Source organism: Glutamicibacter sp. MOO4 (assembly GCF_056934395.1).
Genome location: NZ_CM167800.1, coordinates 3404299 through 3419941 on the forward strand (window position 1 = coordinate 3404299; position 15643 = coordinate 3419941).

Sequence of the window (15643 nt, forward strand, 5' to 3'; positions counted from 1 at the left end):
AAGGCTTGCACAGAAATAATAAGTAGGGCGCAGCCCTCATGTTGCTCTTGCGCATAAAAATGGTGGCTGGCGCCCATAGCGCAAGCCACCATTCACAAACTGAAAACTAGTCGGTGACTTCGAATTCGAGCTTGTCGGTGAAGGAACGACCATGAACGTCGGTGGCCGTTACCTGAGCGGTGTGTGATCCGGTTTTCAGATCATCGGGTAGTTCAAGACGCCACAGGTGGCTGGTCTTCTCAGGCAGTCCACCACCGTGGACAAACTGCTCGGCGATAGCCACTGGGTCAGAATACTTGGCTCCAGTGAGCGCGGTTTCGCCGGTGAGCGATTGAGTACGAGTCGACTTGACCGGGTCTTCGCCATCGATGGAAACCTTCACCGTGGAACCGGTGCTGCCCATCCAGACGTTGGTGGTCAGCCAAGTGTCATTAGCCAAACCAGCACGGCTGACCGTCAGTGGGTTCTTCAAAGCCGGTATTGTGCCGTACTTCTTGTCCACATTCTCCTCGTACCAGTCACGGTACGCAGGAGTGTTCAGGCCTACGGCCATCTGGTTGCTGTCATCGCCACCAGTAGGGGTGAAGCGCTCGGTGATCTTGGTGTTCTTGATGTCCAGGGTCAATACGCCTGGCGGGGTACCATCCTGCTGTAGGGAAGTCGGGTAACCGGTTTCGGTGACTCGTCCGCCGTACCATTGGCCGGCAACAGCAGGAACGGTGAGGTGGGTAAATGGCAAGCCATCTTGACCGACTTCATCAATCCAACCCTTCATCAAATCCCCTTCGCGAAGGTTTTCCGACATGTGGGTGTGACCACCCAAGGAGACCACTTCGCGACCCTTGAGGATCTTGTAGATTTCCTTGACCTCCTTGGTGGTGTGCTCATCATTGAAGAAGAATTCCAACAATGGGCTGTGACCGGCCAGGACGATGGCCTTATTCTTTGGCACCTTTGCGATGTCTGCGCGCAACCATTCAAGTTGCTGCTCACCTAGCTGGTAGGTGTAGTCGCTTCGCTTAGCGGGAAGTTTGGTTGGGTACTCGATGGTGTTCAGCGCAACCACGTGGGTCTTGCCGGTGTCATAGGAGTAGTACTCAGGGCCGAACTGAGCGCGGTAGGTATCAAACTCGTGCACGCCGTCCACGGAATCAAAGTCGATGTCGTGGTTGCCTGGAAGGAAACGGGCCGGGCCGTTGAGCATGGAAGTCAGCTCGCGGGTCTGGGCGAACAGGGAAAGATCGTTGCCAACGAGGTCACCGATGAACAGCACGCCACAGCCGGTGTAGTCGGTACGGGCAGCAAGGTCAGCAAAGGCGCCCTTGCGAGCGTACTCAACTTCCTTCTGGTTGTAGGTCTGCACGTCGGCGCCAATGGCGCAGCTCTGCTCAGGTGATTGAGTTGCGGTGCTGCGGGTCAGTGGGAAGTTCACGGCCTCTGGCAGTCCGCCGGTGGGAGCGATGCCACCGTACTTCAGCTTGGGGGAGCCTTCTGGCAAGTGAATGTAGGAGAACTGTGCGACGTTATCTTCATCGACAGGAACCTGGAAGCCACGAGGCTGGGTGACGAAGGCTGTCATGTTTTCAAAAGCCGGCAGTTCGTAGCGACCCTGACCGTCGGTGGTGACAACGTCGCGACCGTTGGACACGGTGACTTTGGGCAGGCCTGGCTCGTTGGCGTCCTGTTTGGAGTTCTTGTTGCTGTCCTCGAAAACGACGCCTTCGAGACTCTTATCTTTGGCTGCTGACTTTTCGTCTTCTGCGCGGACTACCTGAACTGAACCTCGGTAGGCTGAGGACTTCCAGTCTGCGGTTGCTTTAGCTGCCGGTTCTGGGTCGGGTGCTGAATTGGCGGCGGTGAGACCTGCCGATGCTGCGAGGACAACGAGTGCGCCTGCAGTAGCTCGTAGTGGGGTAATTTGATTGGTTTTGCCGGGTCGAGCGAAAAATTTCACGTACGTTCCTCCGGGGTGGTGACAATCTGCCGGCCCCTTGGCCGACCTTTGTCAACGCTGTCAATCTAAGGTGAATAACAGCCCCCGCTCAGGTAATGACGAATAATCGATCCCGTTAATACTTATGCGCTGTCTTGGGCGTATTTAGCTCTCCATGACCAGAGTAAGCAGTAGTGGCCACACGAATTTTCGGAAATTCTAGCGTCGGGAACTGACGTCCTGGTGAAGATGCCAAACGTTTAGCCACTGCGAAGTTCGGGGGAGATAGACGTGGAGTCTGGGTGTTAACGCTCCGTCACGCCGGAGGAGGCAGGAGCCAAAATCTGATCCAATAAATGCATGAGCACTCAAGCAAAAAATGAATTGGCGGGCGCAACGGAAATTGTGTTGCAACTGCGCTGGTCTGATCAGGATGCATTGGGACATGTAAACAACGCCCGCATTGTCACGCTGATGGAAGAGGCCCGCATCCGCTGGACCCGAGAAGACGGGAAGACCGGCCGGTTCGAATTTGGAACGGTTGTGGCCTCCATTCAGATCGACTACAAACGGCCACTGTATTACCAGCCTGAAATGGTCATCCGCATGGGGATCAGTCGGGTGGGCAACAAGTCCTTCACCGTGCGAGGAATCGGTTATCAGGACGACCAGCCGGTCTTTGATTCAACAACCGTTATGGTTCCGCTCGCCGCTGACGGAGTGTCCTCACGGGTTCTCACTGATCAGGAACGTAGCTGGCTGGAGGCGTCGTTAATACCGGCCGCTGCCGCACGAACACGGAACTGAACGAATCTCCTAGCTCAAGTTGGCGAGCTGGCCGTCATGCGAGCAGTAAGAGCAGTCCTTACTGCGCTGCGTATTCGTCCAGAACCTTCTTGCCGATCTTGAAGGCAACATTGGCGGCAGGCACAGAGCAGTAGATGGCGCACTGAAGGAAGACTTCCTTGATTTCCTCGGGCGTCATTCCATTGCGCAGTGCCGCGTGCACATGCATTTCTAGTTCCTCCCAGTAGCCACCGGCAATCATTGCGGTCAGGGTGATGGCGCTACGGGTGGTGCGCGGCAAACCGTCGCGCGTCCAGATGGTTCCCCACGCATAGCGGGTAATCATTTCCTGAAATTCGTCGGTGAATTCGTTCGAATTATTGGTGGAGCGGTCAACGTGCTCGTTACCGAGTACTTCGCGGCGCACGCTCATGCCTGCATCGTAAGTGTCGCCGGGCAGGCGCTGTGAGTCGGTCATCGTAGTCCTGTCCTTTCTTAGTTGGAGAGGAAAAAATCGGCCAGCAATGTTGCTGTTTCTTCTGGTGCTTCGGCAGGAGCCAAATGGCCTGCGGATTCCACAATGGCAGAGTGGCCCTTAGGTGCAGACTCGGCGATGAACTGCGCGTCGGCCGGTGGGCACACCTGATCTTGTGCGCCGTTGATAGCCAGGATCGGATCCGTGGTGGCCTGCAACTGTTCGCGCACATCAAAGTCGGCCAAGGCGCCACAAACGTGGGCATAGGCGAAGCGGTCCGCGTCCTGCAGGCTGTGCAGCAGGCTGGCTGAAATTTCTGGTTGCTTGTCGATGAACCCGGGCGCGAACCAGCGTTGGGCAGAACCTGCGAGCATGGTCGGGGTACCGGCTTTTGCCACGAGTTCTGCGCGCTCGGTCCAGCCTTCAGGCGTACCAATTTTGGCAGCCGAGCAGATCGAGGCCAAAGCATTGAAGAAGCCAGGATGATCCACGGCTAACTGCAACGCGGTGGCACCGCCAACCGAAACTCCGGCGTAAAACAGTTTGGTGTTCTCGGCGATAACCCCATCAGTTCGTAACGCTTCAACCATGGTGGTGACGCCGGTGGCCAGCTCGGCCAACGTGAACTCTTGCGTTGATGGCTTGCTGACGCCGTGCCCGGGAAGATCCCACGCGATGACCTGGAAATGTTCTTTAAGATAGGGCAAGGCCGGACCCCACAACGGCAGGGCCGCGGTGCCCAGCGAAGGGCCAGTAATGAGGGTAGGTAGCTGAGCATCGGTATGAAGTAGCGACGGAGTTAGTTCTGGGACTGCCATAGTTCCTTCCGTGCCGAGTAGTCGGCTAATACAGTTTCGGTGAAACGATCCGCGGCACCAAGGTAACCGGCAGGATCAAAAAGTTCGTTCAACTTGGTATCGCTGAAGTCTTCCGCGGGAATTTCTGAACGCAAAAGTTCGTGCAAAGGCCGTTCTTCACGCAGGCTGCGACGCACCAAGTCCTGGATGGCAGGCTTGCCTCCGTCAACCATTTGAGACAACACGGTAGCCAAGCGTTCGGACAGCACCGCATCTCCACCCAGCGCGAGGTTGCGATTGATGGCTGGAAGATTCACGCTCAAGCCATTGGCCAGGAATGATGCATGGAATGCTGCTCCCGCGGCCAGCCGGGTCAGTTCGCGTAGCGCGCTCCATTCAGCATGCCAACCACCGTCAGGGCGTTCATCCACCGCGGTACCAGCAGCGGTGAAAAGCGTTGAGAGTAATCCAGGGGAGCTGAAAGCAGCATTGCGCAGCAACACCGAACGCACCGGGTTTTGTTTCTGCGGCATGGCCGAGGAACCACCCTTGCCTGCTTCACGTGGTTCGGATAGCTCGCCGATTTCCGGGCGCGAAGAGGTGAGTACATCGGCGCCAAAGGTACCCAGTGCCGCGATGGTCGCACCCAGAGCAGAGCCGATCTGAAGGATGGGCATGCGGTTGGTGTGCCATGGTGCGCCGGGATCCTTCAGCCCTAAACGGTCTGCGAGCTGAGAACTAAGCTGCCCGGTGCTCACCGAGGCATCGCCATGGACTTCAAGGAATTGTTCCAAGGAAGCTAGGGTCCCTACCGCGCCGCCCCACTGCAGTCGTAGCTGCTGCGAAGCATCATCAAGCTGCTTCTCGGCATCCAGCACGGCCGAGAGCCAGCTGGCTGCTTTCCAACCGAAAGTTGTTGGCAGTGCATGCTGGGTCAGAGACCGGGCAATGCACACCGTTTCTCGGTGGGCCCGGGCGAGGCCTACTAGTCCGTCGGCAGTACTGCGCAAGTCGCTCAGGGTCTGGCCGATAGTTTTGGACAGGACCAGCATCAGTGCGGTGTCGATAATGTCTTGGCTGGTGGCCCCGCGGTGTAATGCGGTGCTCGCGGACTTGGGTGCACCATCAACAGCGAGCTGTTCTCGCATCATGCCCAATAGTGGGATCAGCGCATTGGCACCATCGGGAGTTTTTGAAGCTAAGACCGTGAGGTCATAGCGCTGAATGCCAGCCACCGTGTTAACCGCCCGCGAATCGTCGGTACTGCACAAGCCGGCATCGGACTGAACTTGCACCCAAGCAGCCTCAACATCAAGCATGGCTTGGATAAAAGCCACGTCGTTGGACAGCGAAGCTGCCGCGGTACCGGCCCAGGTTGGAGCTAGCACGCCGTAGTCTGCGCCATCCATCAAGTCCCTCGATTCTTCACTGTTTTAGTTTGTCTCTCGCTCTAGAACTGTAGTCCTAGACGCCTAGCTTTCGCGCGGGTAGGAAAGGAACACGGTTTCATCCTCACCCTGCAAACGAACATCAAAGCGCAGTGATCCATCCTCTTCGCGGGTAGCAATCAACGTCTTGCGCTCTGCCTCAGGTAACGAAGCCAGCAGTGGATCATTGGCCAGCGCCTCGGTATCCTCGGGCAGGTAGATCCGAGTGAATAGCCGGTTGAGTAAACCGCGGGCGAAGACCGTAAGCATGATGAACGGTGCCTTGCCCTCTTCGGTGGCGCCCGGGTTCAGCGTGGTGAAGTTGTAGCCACCGACGTTATCTACCGCTACTCGGCCCCAACCGGTGAAGGTGTAACCATCACGAACCAGCGAGCCTTCGCGCGAGACCACCTGGCCCTGCTCATCGGCCTGCCAAATTTCTAGCAGCGCGTCGGGAATGACCTCTCCCTTGCCGTCATAGACCACGCCGTGTAGTCGCACCGAGTTGGGGTGCGCCTGGTTGACCAGCTCATTGTCCTTCTCATAGGGCAGCGCGTAACCGTAGAACGGGCCGATGGTCTGTCCTGGAGTGGGGGTGAGCTTCAATTCTGGAGCTTGCGACATTAGTGATCCGCCTCTTCTTCTTCCATCCAGGTGCGGTTGGACCCGGTCAGTACGATGTCCCAGTTGTAGCCGGTGGCCCATTCGTGGCTGGTGACCGAATGATCATAGGTAGCGACCAGCCGGTCGCGTGCGTCTTGATCAGTGATCGACTGATAGATCGGATCCAGTGCAAACAGCGGATCACCCGGGAAGTACATCTGGGTAATCATCCGCTGGGTGAAGTCGGTACCGAACAGCGAGAAGTGGATATGCGCCGGACGCCACGCGTTGTGGTGGTTCTTCCACGGGTACGGTGCCGGCTTGATGGTGGTGAAGGAGTACTCGCCGTTGGCTCCTGAGATGGCGCGGCCGACCCCGGTGAAGTTCGGATCAATCGGAGCTGGATGCTGATCGCGCTTGTGCACATAACGACCGGCGGCGTTGGCCTGCCAGATTTCCACCAGCTGACCGACCACCGGGCGGCCGTCGCCATCAAGTACTCGGCCAGAAACCACGATGCGCTCGCCGATCGGTTCACCGTTGTGTTGGATGGTTAAGTCTGATTCCAGGGCGTGGACGTCACGCTGGCCGAAGGCCGGGGAGTACAGTTCGATGGTTTCCGGATCTGCGTGGTGCAGATTTTTGGTGGGGTGACGCAATAGTGAGGAGCGGTAGGAGGCAAAGTCCACTCGGGGCTGGGTTTCTGCCTTTTTGCCGGCCAGCAGTTGCTGGCGGTAGTCCTCATGCGTGCTGGAGATTTCGGCGCTGATCTCTTCCTGCGTGGCCGTGGTGGCTGCTGGATCCAGTGTCTTGCTGTTGGCGCTCATGGTGGCTCCTTTCTGAAAATTTGTGTGGGTGCGGTGTTATGCGTGGGGCCAGCCGGTGTAGGACTCGGCGAGATACTGCTGGCCGAAGCGTGAGGAGGTGACGGTTTCCAATTCACCGAGGGCACGCTTGGCCATGAACGGGTCGCCGCCCACCGGGGTGTGCAGCATGGAAGTCATCCAGTAGGAGAAGTTCTGTGCTTTCCAGACTCGTTTGAGTGCCAAGTTCGAGTACCCGTCCAACAGCTTGTCGCTGCCGGTGGAGAAGAATGAATCCAGCGCTTCGAAGAGTACTTTGACGTCGGCGAAGGCCAAGTTCAGGCCCTTGGCCCCGGTGGGTGGGACGGTGTGTCCGGCATCGCCGATCAGGAACATCCGTCAATGCGAGAGTGGTTCGCGGACAAAGGAGCGGAAGCCCAAAACGGTCTTATCAAAGATGGGTCCGGTTTGTAGCTGGAAGTTATCCGGTCCGTCCACGCGCTTTTGCAGCTCGGCCCAGATGCGGTCATCGCTCCACGCGTTGACGTCCTCGTTGGGATCACATTGGAAGTACATGCGCTGTACAGTTTCGCTGCGCTGGGAGATCAGCGCAAAGCCGTGCGGCGAGTTTGCGTAGATCAGTTCCGCTGCGGACTTTGGGGCCTCGGTGAGGATTCCAAACCAAGCGAAGGGGTAGGAGACTTTAAAATCCTTGGCGAGCTTTTGTGGCATCTGGCGTCGGGCGAAAGAGCGGGAGCCGTCGGCCCCAACGATTACATCGGCGTGCACCTCGAAGAGCTCACCTTGCGCATCGGTGAAGCGGAACTTCGGGGTGGAGGTCTCCATGTCCAGGATCTCGGTGACTTCGCACGAGTACCGCACATCTCCTCGATCGCGCTTACGAGCTGCGGCCAAATCCACGAACACCTCGTTCTGCGCGTACAAGGTCACGGTGGCATCAACTAGGTCACGGAAGTCTAGGGGATGGGATTCGCCGTTGAAGCGTAGGTCGATTCCTGCGTGCTCGTCACCTTCGGTGAGTACTCGACCATTGACCCCGGACTCGGTGAGCATGGTGACTGCTTGGGCTTCGAGGATGCCAGCACGGTGGGTGTTGCGGATCGTCTCGTGATCGCGCATTTCCACCACGACGTTCTCGATGCCCGAGGTAGCCAGCAGGTGCGAGAGCATCAGCCCGGCGGGACCGCCGCCGATGATGCCAACCTTGGTCTTCAGGATGCGTGGCGCCTTTGCCATGGTTCCTACCTGTCAGTGCCGGGAAATGGGTCTTGCACAATGATGCTTGCGTCACAGGTGTGAATTCAGTTCGCTTCTCATTGAATGAGAAAAGTGCATCAGGTACTTCAACTGACCCAGTCCTCGTCCTAGGCGGTTCCACCTAGCTGCAGTGCTCTAGAAATTCCTCGCGCCGCCGTGCGTAGTGCCAGCCCGGCCGATTGCACCGCACGAGTCTGGCGGGGGAGCACCACGGAAATGACCGCGACTTGGTAGCCAGCATCATCAAGAATTGGCGCGGCAACGCCGGTAGTTTCCGGATCGATGAAGCCATCAAATGAGGCATAGCCGGTACGGCGAATCTCAGCCATCTTCGCCCGGAAATCTGGATGGGAAGCGGTCATGACGGCATCGTGACGGGACAGATAATCACCGATGATTTCCGGGCGGGAGAACGCGAGAAGAGCCATTCCCATGGAAGTGCGTTGAACCGGCATGCGGCCGGCCACGTTTGCCTGATTAACTACCGAGCCGGGCCGCGAAAGACGCTCAATGATCAGCACTTCGTCCTGGTGCAACACCGAGAGTTGAGTGTTCTGCCCAAGAAGCTGGTTGATGTCTTCCATGAAGGGAAGAGCCGCCGTACGCAGGTCTTGAGTGGTGGCGCTACGGTTGGCCAGCTCCCATAATCGCAAGCCCAAGCGAACCTGCCCGGACGCATCGCGGCTGAGCAGATCATGGGCCACCATTGAGTCCAGCAGTCGATACATGCTCGCTTGGGGGATATCTGCCCGGCGCGCCAAAACGCTCACGCTGAGCGATTGGTTGTTCGCGTCAAAGGAATCCAAGATCCGCACCAAGCGGTCCAACATTGAATCCCCACTAGGAGAATTGGCCATGGAACAACTCTAACTACGCTGTGGCTTTGGAATTTGAGCAATGACCAACACGGCGAGCAGTGCGGCGCCACCGTAAAGGAAAAATGCTCCCGGGTATGCGGTGCCAGCAGCCACCATCAGGCCGGTGATGTATGGGCCAATGATGGCGCCAAAACGGCCGATGCCCGAGGCTAGTCCAATGCCTGTGGCCACCAGGTTGCGCGGGTATACGTGCCCTGCGTAGGCATACATCAGGCACTGGGCGGAGAAAACAAAAACGCCGGTGACAAAGAGGACTGCGGTCAAAAGAACTTGGCTTCCAAAAGGTACTGCCAACAGAAGCAACAGTGCTGCCGAGGCGGCAAACCAGATCAGCGAGACAAGTTTGATGCCCTTGCTATCAGCTGCGTAGGCGCTAATAAACAGCCCTGCGATGGCGCCCAAATTCAATACAAAGAGCATGGTCAGCGAATCGGCCACCGGGTAACCAGCAGCTCCCATGATCTTAGGAAGCCAAGCGTTGAGACCGTAGACCAATACCAGACCCATAAATGCGGCAATCCAAAGGCCGATTGAGGTGCGCAGGTATTTCGGTTTGAGTACATCGGAAATTGAGGTGCGCTCACTACTGGCGATCACTTCGCTTTCGGGAAGCTTGAACCACAGCAGCGCCAGCAGGGCCAGGCCCAGTCCGCCGCCGAGGAAATACAGTACCGACCAGTGCACCCCGGCGGCCTTGCCTGCCAGCGATGCCAGCACTGCACCCAGGTGGTAGCCAACCATCGGCAGATTATTGGCCAGTGCGCGCCGCCCTACCGGGGCATTTTCCTGCATCAACGCCAAGGCCACAGGCATGCAACCACCAAGTCCTAGGCCTGCAATAAAGCGGAAGGTGCCCATCAAGAAGGCGCTAGGCAGGAACGGGAAGAGCAAGGTGAAGATCGAAAAGACGAGGACTGCAATCAGCAGTGGGCGACGTCGTCCAAAGCGGTCGGCCAGCCGTCCCATTGTTGCGGCTCCGACACCGACGCCAATCAGTGAGAAGGTGTTGACCCAGTTCATTTGGCTCACGCTGAACCCGCCGACATTTGGGTCGGTCAACACTGGAATGGTAGCGCCTAGGGCAACAATGTCGTAGCCCTCGAAGACCACGATGAAGAAGCAGAGTGCGGCGATCCAGCCGCCGAGTTTGAGTTTTTGAGTGTCACCTTGTGTTGAAGACATGAGTCGCCCCTTTGAGATCTCTGTTGGCATCGCCAGTGATGCGTGTCACGGCGATGTGATCGTAGCACCACTTTCGTAGAGCGCACCAATGTTCAAGAAGTGAACAAATCAAAAGGTTCCCTTGATTAGATTCTCGGCGGCTAGTAAAGTTCATCTCACGAACTTAAGTTCACACAGTGAACATCTTTCAGCAATGGAGCAGTGAGACTATGCAGCAGGCCTACCTGTACGACGCAATTCGCACCCCTTTTGGCAAGATTGGTGGCGCGCTATCTAGCCACCGCCCGGATGATCTGGCCGCGCATGTGGTGCGCGAACTTGTTGCACGTTCGCCAAAGCTTGATGTGAACACCATCGATGAATCCATCTTTGGTAATGCCAACGGAGCCGGCGAAGAAAACCGAAACGTAGCCCGCATGGCAACGTTGCTCGCCGGTCTGCCAACCTCACTGCCCGGCACCACCATGAACCGCTTGTGTGGTTCCTCGTTGGATGCCTCGATTGCCGCTTCACGTCAAGTCGCCACCTCGGACGCGGACCTTATCTTGGTTGGCGGAGTTGAGTCGATGAGCCGTGCCCCGTGGGTACTGCCAAAAACCGAGCGTCCCTTCCCGATGAACAACTTAGAGCTGGTCAACACCACCCTTGGCTGGCGTCTGGTTAACCCAGCCATGCCGGGCGAATGGACCGTCTCACTCGGTGAGGCCACCGAACAGCTGCGCGAAAAGCACAACATTTCGCGTGAAGATCAGGATGAATTTTCCGCTCTTTCGCACCAGCAGGCTGCGGCCGCTTGGGACGCCGGAAAGTATGACAATCTAGTTGTTTCCGTACCGCCAGCCAATAAGCGTGGCACCGAAGTAACCCGCGATGAAACCATCCGCGCTGACTCCACCGCCCAGAGCCTTTCGCAGCTTCGCACAGTATTTCGTACCGGAGAGAACGCCACGGTCACCGCAGGCAACGCCTCACCGATGAACGATGGCGCTTCGGCGGCCTTTATCGGTTCCGAAAAGGGTGGTGCGTTGTTGGGCCAAGATCCCATCGCGCGCATCGTCTCCAATGGCGCTACCGCTTTGGAGCCGCAATTCTTCGGCTTTGCCCCGGTGGAAGCGGCCAACAAGGCGCTGAATAAAGCAGGCCTGAAGTGGTCTGATATTGCAGCGGTGGAACTGAACGAAGCCTTCGCCGCACAGTCCCTTGCTTGCATCCGTGCCTGGGATATCGACCCTACAATTCTCAACGCTTGGGGAGGGGCTATCGCTATCGGTCACCCACTGGGCGCTTCGGGACTGCGGATCCTGGGCACACTGGCCCGACGCCTGCAGGAATCCGGCGAACGTTATGGACTGGCTGCCATCTGCATCGGCGTAGGCCAAGGTCTTGCCGTGGTCATCGAAAACGTCAACGCCACCAAATAGCTTCGAGAGGAAATCATCATGGCACCACGTATTGCCAGCACCGCGGCGGACGCCGTCGCAGAAATCAGTGACGGCTCCACCATCTTGATTGGCGGATTCGGCAATGCCGGACAGCCCATGGAGCTCATTGATGCGCTCATGGATTGTGGCGCCACCGATCTGACGGTGGTCAACAATAATGCCGGCCAAGCCGATGCTGGTCTGGCCCTGTTGATCAAGGAACGCCGCGTCAAAAAGATCATCTGCTCCTTCCCTCGCCAGTCCGACTCGTGGCATTTTGACCAGGCTTACCGCGCCGGGGAGATTGAACTGGAACTTGTTCCGCAGGGCAATTTGGCCGAACGCATTCGCGCCGCGGGAGCCGGCATCGGCGGCTTCTTCACCCCTACCGGCTATGGCACGTTGCTCGCTGAAGGCAAGGAAAGTCGGATTATCGACGGCAAAGGTTATGTCTTAGAAACGCCCATCCATGCCGACTTCGCCCTGATCAAGGCGCTGAAGTCCGACACCTTCGGCAATCTGGTGTACCGCAAAACCGCGCGAAACTTTGGGCCGATTATGGCCACCGCGGCCAAGGCCGCGATTGTGCAGGTTGATGAAGTGGTGGAGATTGGAAGCATCGATCCGGAGCACGTGATCACCCCGGGGATCTATGTTGACACCGTGGTAGCTCTTGGAGGAGAAAAAGAATGACGAATGTGCGCACCACCGAAGCAAAGTTGACCCGCGATGAAATGGCGCAGCTGGTAGCCCGCGACATTCCTGCCGGAGCCTTTGTGAATTTGGGTATTGGCCAACCGACCAACGTTTCCAACTTCCTTACGGTGCAGCAGGGCGTCACCCTGCACACCGAAAATGGCATGCTCGGCATGGGCCCAGAAGCCACCGGTGAAGACATTGATGAGGATTTGATCAATGCCGGCAAGATCCCGGTCACCGAACTAGCTGGTGCAGCCTACTTCCACCATGCTGACTCTTTCGCGATGATGCGTGGAGGGCACCTGGATGTTTGTGTACTTGGCGCCTTCCAGATCTCGCAGGCTGGCGACTTGGCCAACTGGCACACCGGCGCCGAAGGCGCGATTCCCGCAGTTGGCGGCGCCATGGACCTGGCCATCGGAGCCAAAGCGACGTGGGTGATGATGAGCCTGTTCACCAAGGCAGGTGAATCAAAGCTGGTGGAAACCCTGAGCTACCCGGTCACCGGGCTGGGTTGTGTTTCGCGGATCTACACCGAGGTTGCGATCTTCGAACTGCGCGATGGCAAGGTCTTTGTGCGCTCGACTCACGGCATCAGCTTCGATGAATTGCAGGCCAAGGTCCCAGTTGAGCTGACCTGGGCCTAGAGACACAGTAGATTAGTGGGGTGCCTTCCATCTGGTGGAGGGCACCCCATCAGAGTTTTTACGCATGCAAGGAGTATGGTGAGCGAGCAGGCAACACCTTCAACGTCGGTCCAGTCCCTGGCCCGCGGTTTGGCCGTCATCAGCTGCTTTGACGCGGAGCATATGTCGATGACTCTCTCCGAGGTCGCCGCACGCACCGAACTTTCACGGGCTACCGCCCGACGCTTTTTGCTCACCTTGCAAGAGCTGGGCTTTGTGCGTTCAGACGGCAAGCATTTTGAACTGACCTCCAAGGTTCTGCAGCTGGGTTATGCCTATCTGTCCAGCGCCACCCTGCCGCAGCTGATCGAACCAGTGCTTGAAGATCTCTCCGCGCAAGTGCATGAATCAGCCTCTGCCTCGGTACTTGATGGCACCGACATTGTTTATGTTGCCCGCGTGCACACCCGCTCGATTATGCGTGTTGGCATTTCTGTCGGTACCCGATTCCCTGCGGTCAACACCTCCATGGGTCGAGTGCTGTTGGCCTTTGGACCCGATGAGCTTCGCGAAGAAGTTTTGGCGCAGGGCTTTGAATCTCGCACTGGCATGGGCCTGAAAACGCCGGCAGCCCTGCGCAAGGAACTAGAAAAGATCCGTACGCAGGGCTACGCGGTAGTTGATCAGGAACTGGAGATTGGATTGCGCTCGGTAGCGGTACCAATCTTCAATGCAGACTCCACCGTGGCGGCGGCGATGAACGTGTCTATGAGCGTGCATCCGGCCAGCGAGCAGAGCGCTCAAGCAGCAGCCCAAGCGATCTTGCCTCGATTACTTCAGGCTGCCCAGCAGGTGCGCGAAGCCTTAGCCACTAGCCGATAGTTAGATGGTGCACGACGGTCGGTAGGCCGGATTGGCTGGCCCATCGGTGCTCAGTGCGTTGGGCACCAATCGATGCATTACCGGGTCATGGTTGATCGTCAGGTGACCGGAGAGATCTAATGGACACTTTTCTTGTATGAGAACATTGGTGACCTTCTGATCTGGACCGTCGAGGAACTGCGAACCGTACGGCGTGACAATTTCGTCGTACTTGGTGGTGATCACCGTGTAGTCCGGACCATTGACGGTGTCACCGATGGAGTTGAGCTCGGGCAAGAACTCACTTCCGGCCACCTGATCAATACACGCGTCGCAGGCGACAGCTCCAACAACACCGATCAGCTTCATACCGGTGCTCGACGGCGCGATGACTCCTTGGGTGCCATGGTTTGAAGGTGAAACGGCAACAAGGTCGTTGACGTACTTGGCTCCGCCCATGTACCAGCGAGGCATCATTCCGCCTTGGCTGTGCCCCACGATATCTACTTTCTGGGTTCCGGCGGCCGCACGCACCCGATCCACAAAATCACTGAGCTGTGCTGCGGATTCGCGGATATCACCGGTGCCCGATAGCCCACCTTCAAGCCCATAGTTCAAGGCGTAAACGCAGTACCCCTGGCGTTTGAGGGTTGGTGAAAGGGTGAGCCAGTTGTCGGCCATGGTTTCAAAAGTTCCGTGAACTAGAACCACTGGGGTGGGATGTTTTGCGCTTGGCACGCAGCTCCAGTTGTTGGCCCCGATGGGGCTGACATTCAGTGAAGCGGTGCTGGTGCTCTGAGCTTGAGCGGTATTTCCTGAACTTGGTGCGATGGCTGGTGCTGCGAGTGTAGCCGCGGCAAAGCATAGCGCAGCCAGGCCGGAGAGAATGCGTCGTTGAATGATGTCCTTCGGTGGCAGTGATGGAATACCACCCGTTACTTCCGAGTAGCATGTGACCATGATCACAATACTTTTACCGATTGTCTAGGGTTAGTGGTCGCTTACTTGGTTGATGACGTTGCATGTCGACGCGGGATAAGAGTGGACTCGTGTGCGCTGACAAGCTCGTTTGATTCAGTAGTGGATCTACCTTTAAAAAAGTAGTTGTAGCTTCAACTAAATACGTTATGCTGTTTTTGGAAGACTTTTCAAAGATCAGATGAGGTACCGCGAGCATGGCTCAACAGCTAAATGACGTACGCTCCACGCAATGGAGCGAGAGCCCTGAATCGGGTGCGGTGCTGCTCTTTTTGCACGGGTTCGGCTCTAATGAGCATGATCTGAGCACCCTCGCGGAACCACTTGGGCTGTCTCTGCCGTGGGCTTCGCTGCGTGCGCCTCTGGAATTGGGGTATGGCGGGGCTGCGTGGTTCGAGATCGTTACCCCTGGGGTTCCTGATGCGGCGCCGGTCGAAGCTGCGACCGAGCTGATCTGGGCATGGGTTGAGGAAAATCTTGCCCCTGAAATCAAGATCATCCCCATCGGATTCTCGCAGGGCGGGTTGATGGCAAGTCAGCTATTGCGAACCCGCCCTGAACGCGTGGTGGCTACAACAATCCTTGGTGGTTTTGTACTCGGCGCTACCCAACCCGGAGACGCGTCCCTTGCTAGGCAGCGTCCGGCCGTTTTCTGGGGCCGAGGCCAGCAGGATCAAGTCATTGCCCCGGTAGCTATCCAGCGGACCAGTGAATTCTTGCCTCAATATTCCACATTGACCGAACGTATCTATCCGGGTCTAGCCCATGGAATTAATGCGGACGAACTGTTGGATGTTCGCTCGCACGTGGCCAGCCAACTGGACGCTGCAGAATAAAAAAATCGCCACTAGCTCACCTTTCGGTGAGGCTAGTGGCGACTCGGAATTAGTAGGCGA

General features: G+C 57.4%; 15 protein-coding genes and 1 pseudogene. 6 read left to right on the forward strand and 10 right to left on the reverse strand.

All coding sequences use genetic code 11. The features are described 5' to 3' along the window. Positions 1–106: 106 nt before the first annotated feature. Entirely contained in the window at positions 107–1954 is a 1848-nt protein-coding gene (locus AC1Z3F_RS15925; RefSeq protein WP_483566214.1) for a calcineurin-like phosphoesterase C-terminal domain-containing protein, read from the reverse strand. A gap of 339 nt (positions 1955–2293) precedes the next feature. On the opposite strand from AC1Z3F_RS15925, the gene AC1Z3F_RS15930 reads away from it, so the two are divergent. After that, on the forward strand, positions 2294–2740 hold the full coding sequence (locus AC1Z3F_RS15930; RefSeq protein ID WP_131090469.1) for an acyl-CoA thioesterase: 447 nt from the start codon (positions 2294–2296) through the stop codon (positions 2738–2740). Positions 2741–2798: 58 nt separating this feature from the next. On the opposite strand, the gene pcaC is transcribed toward AC1Z3F_RS15930, so the two are convergent. From pcaC to AC1Z3F_RS15970, 8 genes and pseudogenes are all read right to left on the reverse strand, one after another. Beyond that, positions 2799–3197, reverse strand: coding sequence for a 4-carboxymuconolactone decarboxylase (gene pcaC / locus AC1Z3F_RS15935; protein ID WP_131090468.1), 399 nt, complete (start codon positions 3195–3197; stop codon positions 2799–2801). Between the two features lie 17 nt (positions 3198–3214). Continuing rightward, positions 3215–4012 carry an alpha/beta fold hydrolase gene (locus AC1Z3F_RS15940; protein ID WP_131090467.1) on the reverse strand — a complete coding sequence of 266 codons (798 nt, stop codon included), beginning with the start codon at positions 4010–4012 and terminating at the stop codon, positions 3215–3217. Continuing rightward, on the reverse strand, positions 3994–5400 hold the full coding sequence (locus AC1Z3F_RS15945) for a lyase family protein (protein WP_131090466.1): 1407 nt from the start codon (positions 5398–5400) through the stop codon (positions 3994–3996). Before AC1Z3F_RS15945 ends, AC1Z3F_RS15940 begins: the two co-directional genes overlap by 19 nt. 63 nt (positions 5401–5463) lie before the next feature. Then, positions 5464–6042, reverse strand: a complete 579-nt coding sequence (pcaG, locus tag AC1Z3F_RS15950; RefSeq protein ID WP_483566215.1) for a protocatechuate 3,4-dioxygenase subunit alpha — start codon at positions 6040–6042, stop codon at positions 5464–5466. Further along, positions 6042–6848, reverse strand: a complete 807-nt coding sequence (pcaH, locus tag AC1Z3F_RS15955; RefSeq protein WP_131090464.1) for a protocatechuate 3,4-dioxygenase subunit beta — start codon at positions 6846–6848, stop codon at positions 6042–6044. Before pcaH ends, pcaG begins: the two co-directional genes overlap by 1 nt. Before the next feature lie 36 nt (positions 6849–6884). Beyond that, positions 6885–8081: pseudogene (locus tag AC1Z3F_RS15960) on the reverse strand (4-hydroxybenzoate 3-monooxygenase). Between the two features lie 128 nt (positions 8082–8209). After that, entirely contained in the window at positions 8210–8959 is a 750-nt protein-coding gene (locus tag AC1Z3F_RS15965; protein ID WP_131090462.1) for an IclR family transcriptional regulator, read from the reverse strand. Between the two features lie 9 nt (positions 8960–8968). Continuing rightward, on the reverse strand, positions 8969–10162 hold the full coding sequence (locus AC1Z3F_RS15970) for an MFS transporter (protein ID WP_131090461.1): 1194 nt from the start codon (positions 10160–10162) through the stop codon (positions 8969–8971). A gap of 209 nt (positions 10163–10371) precedes the next feature. Here AC1Z3F_RS15970 and AC1Z3F_RS15975 point away from each other — a divergent pair, with 209 nt between their 5' ends. From AC1Z3F_RS15975 to AC1Z3F_RS15990, 4 genes are all read left to right on the forward strand, one after another. Then, positions 10372–11583, forward strand: coding sequence for a thiolase family protein (locus AC1Z3F_RS15975; protein WP_131090460.1), 1212 nt, complete (start codon positions 10372–10374; stop codon positions 11581–11583). Positions 11584–11601: 18 nt separating this feature from the next. Then, positions 11602–12276, forward strand: a complete 675-nt coding sequence (locus AC1Z3F_RS15980; RefSeq protein ID WP_131090459.1) for a 3-oxoacid CoA-transferase subunit A — start codon at positions 11602–11604, stop codon at positions 12274–12276. Beyond that, positions 12273–12929 (forward strand): 3-oxoacid CoA-transferase subunit B, encoded by a 657-nt coding sequence (locus AC1Z3F_RS15985; RefSeq protein ID WP_131090458.1) that lies wholly within the window; start codon positions 12273–12275, stop codon positions 12927–12929. The genes AC1Z3F_RS15980 and AC1Z3F_RS15985 overlap by 4 nt, the downstream gene beginning before the upstream one ends. 75 nt (positions 12930–13004) lie before the next feature. Next, positions 13005–13790, forward strand: a complete 786-nt coding sequence (locus AC1Z3F_RS15990) for an IclR family transcriptional regulator domain-containing protein (RefSeq protein WP_131090457.1) — start codon at positions 13005–13007, stop codon at positions 13788–13790. Here AC1Z3F_RS15990 and AC1Z3F_RS15995 read toward each other — a convergent pair whose 3' ends face one another. Next, entirely contained in the window at positions 13791–14729 is a 939-nt protein-coding gene (locus tag AC1Z3F_RS15995; RefSeq protein WP_165477390.1) for an esterase/lipase family protein, read from the reverse strand. 215 nt (positions 14730–14944) lie between these two features. Between AC1Z3F_RS15995 and AC1Z3F_RS16000 the strand changes: the two genes are divergently transcribed. After that, entirely contained in the window at positions 14945–15583 is a 639-nt protein-coding gene (locus tag AC1Z3F_RS16000) for an alpha/beta hydrolase (RefSeq protein ID WP_131090456.1), read from the forward strand. The last annotated feature ends 60 nt before the right edge of the window (positions 15584–15643 follow it).

Coding starts and splice junctions, on each gene's coding strand:
- AC1Z3F_RS15930 (WP_131090469.1), top strand. CDS start 2,294: ATGAGCACTCAAGCAAAAAATGAATTGGCGGGCGCAACGGAAATTGTG.
- pcaC (WP_131090468.1), bottom strand. CDS start 3,197: ATGACCGACTCACAGCGCCTGCCCGGCGACACTTACGATGCAGGCATG.
- AC1Z3F_RS15940 (WP_131090467.1), bottom strand. CDS start 4,012: ATGGCAGTCCCAGAACTAACTCCGTCGCTACTTCATACCGATGCTCAG.
- AC1Z3F_RS15945 (WP_131090466.1), bottom strand. CDS start 5,400: ATGGATGGCGCAGACTACGGCGTGCTAGCTCCAACCTGGGCCGGTACC.
- pcaG (WP_483566215.1), bottom strand. CDS start 6,042: ATGTCGCAAGCTCCAGAATTGAAGCTCACCCCCACTCCAGGACAGACC.
- pcaH (WP_131090464.1), bottom strand. CDS start 6,848: ATGAGCGCCAACAGCAAGACACTGGATCCAGCAGCCACCACGGCCACG.
- AC1Z3F_RS15965 (WP_131090462.1), bottom strand. CDS start 8,959: ATGGCCAATTCTCCTAGTGGGGATTCAATGTTGGACCGCTTGGTGCGG.
- AC1Z3F_RS15970 (WP_131090461.1), bottom strand. CDS start 10,162: ATGTCTTCAACACAAGGTGACACTCAAAAACTCAAACTCGGCGGCTGG.
- AC1Z3F_RS15975 (WP_131090460.1), top strand. CDS start 10,372: ATGCAGCAGGCCTACCTGTACGACGCAATTCGCACCCCTTTTGGCAAG.
- AC1Z3F_RS15980 (WP_131090459.1), top strand. CDS start 11,602: ATGGCACCACGTATTGCCAGCACCGCGGCGGACGCCGTCGCAGAAATC.
- AC1Z3F_RS15985 (WP_131090458.1), top strand. CDS start 12,273: ATGACGAATGTGCGCACCACCGAAGCAAAGTTGACCCGCGATGAAATG.
- AC1Z3F_RS15990 (WP_131090457.1), top strand. CDS start 13,005: ATGGTGAGCGAGCAGGCAACACCTTCAACGTCGGTCCAGTCCCTGGCC.
- AC1Z3F_RS15995 (WP_165477390.1), bottom strand. CDS start 14,729: ATGGTCACATGCTACTCGGAAGTAACGGGTGGTATTCCATCACTGCCA.
- AC1Z3F_RS16000 (WP_131090456.1), top strand. CDS start 14,945: ATGGCTCAACAGCTAAATGACGTACGCTCCACGCAATGGAGCGAGAGC.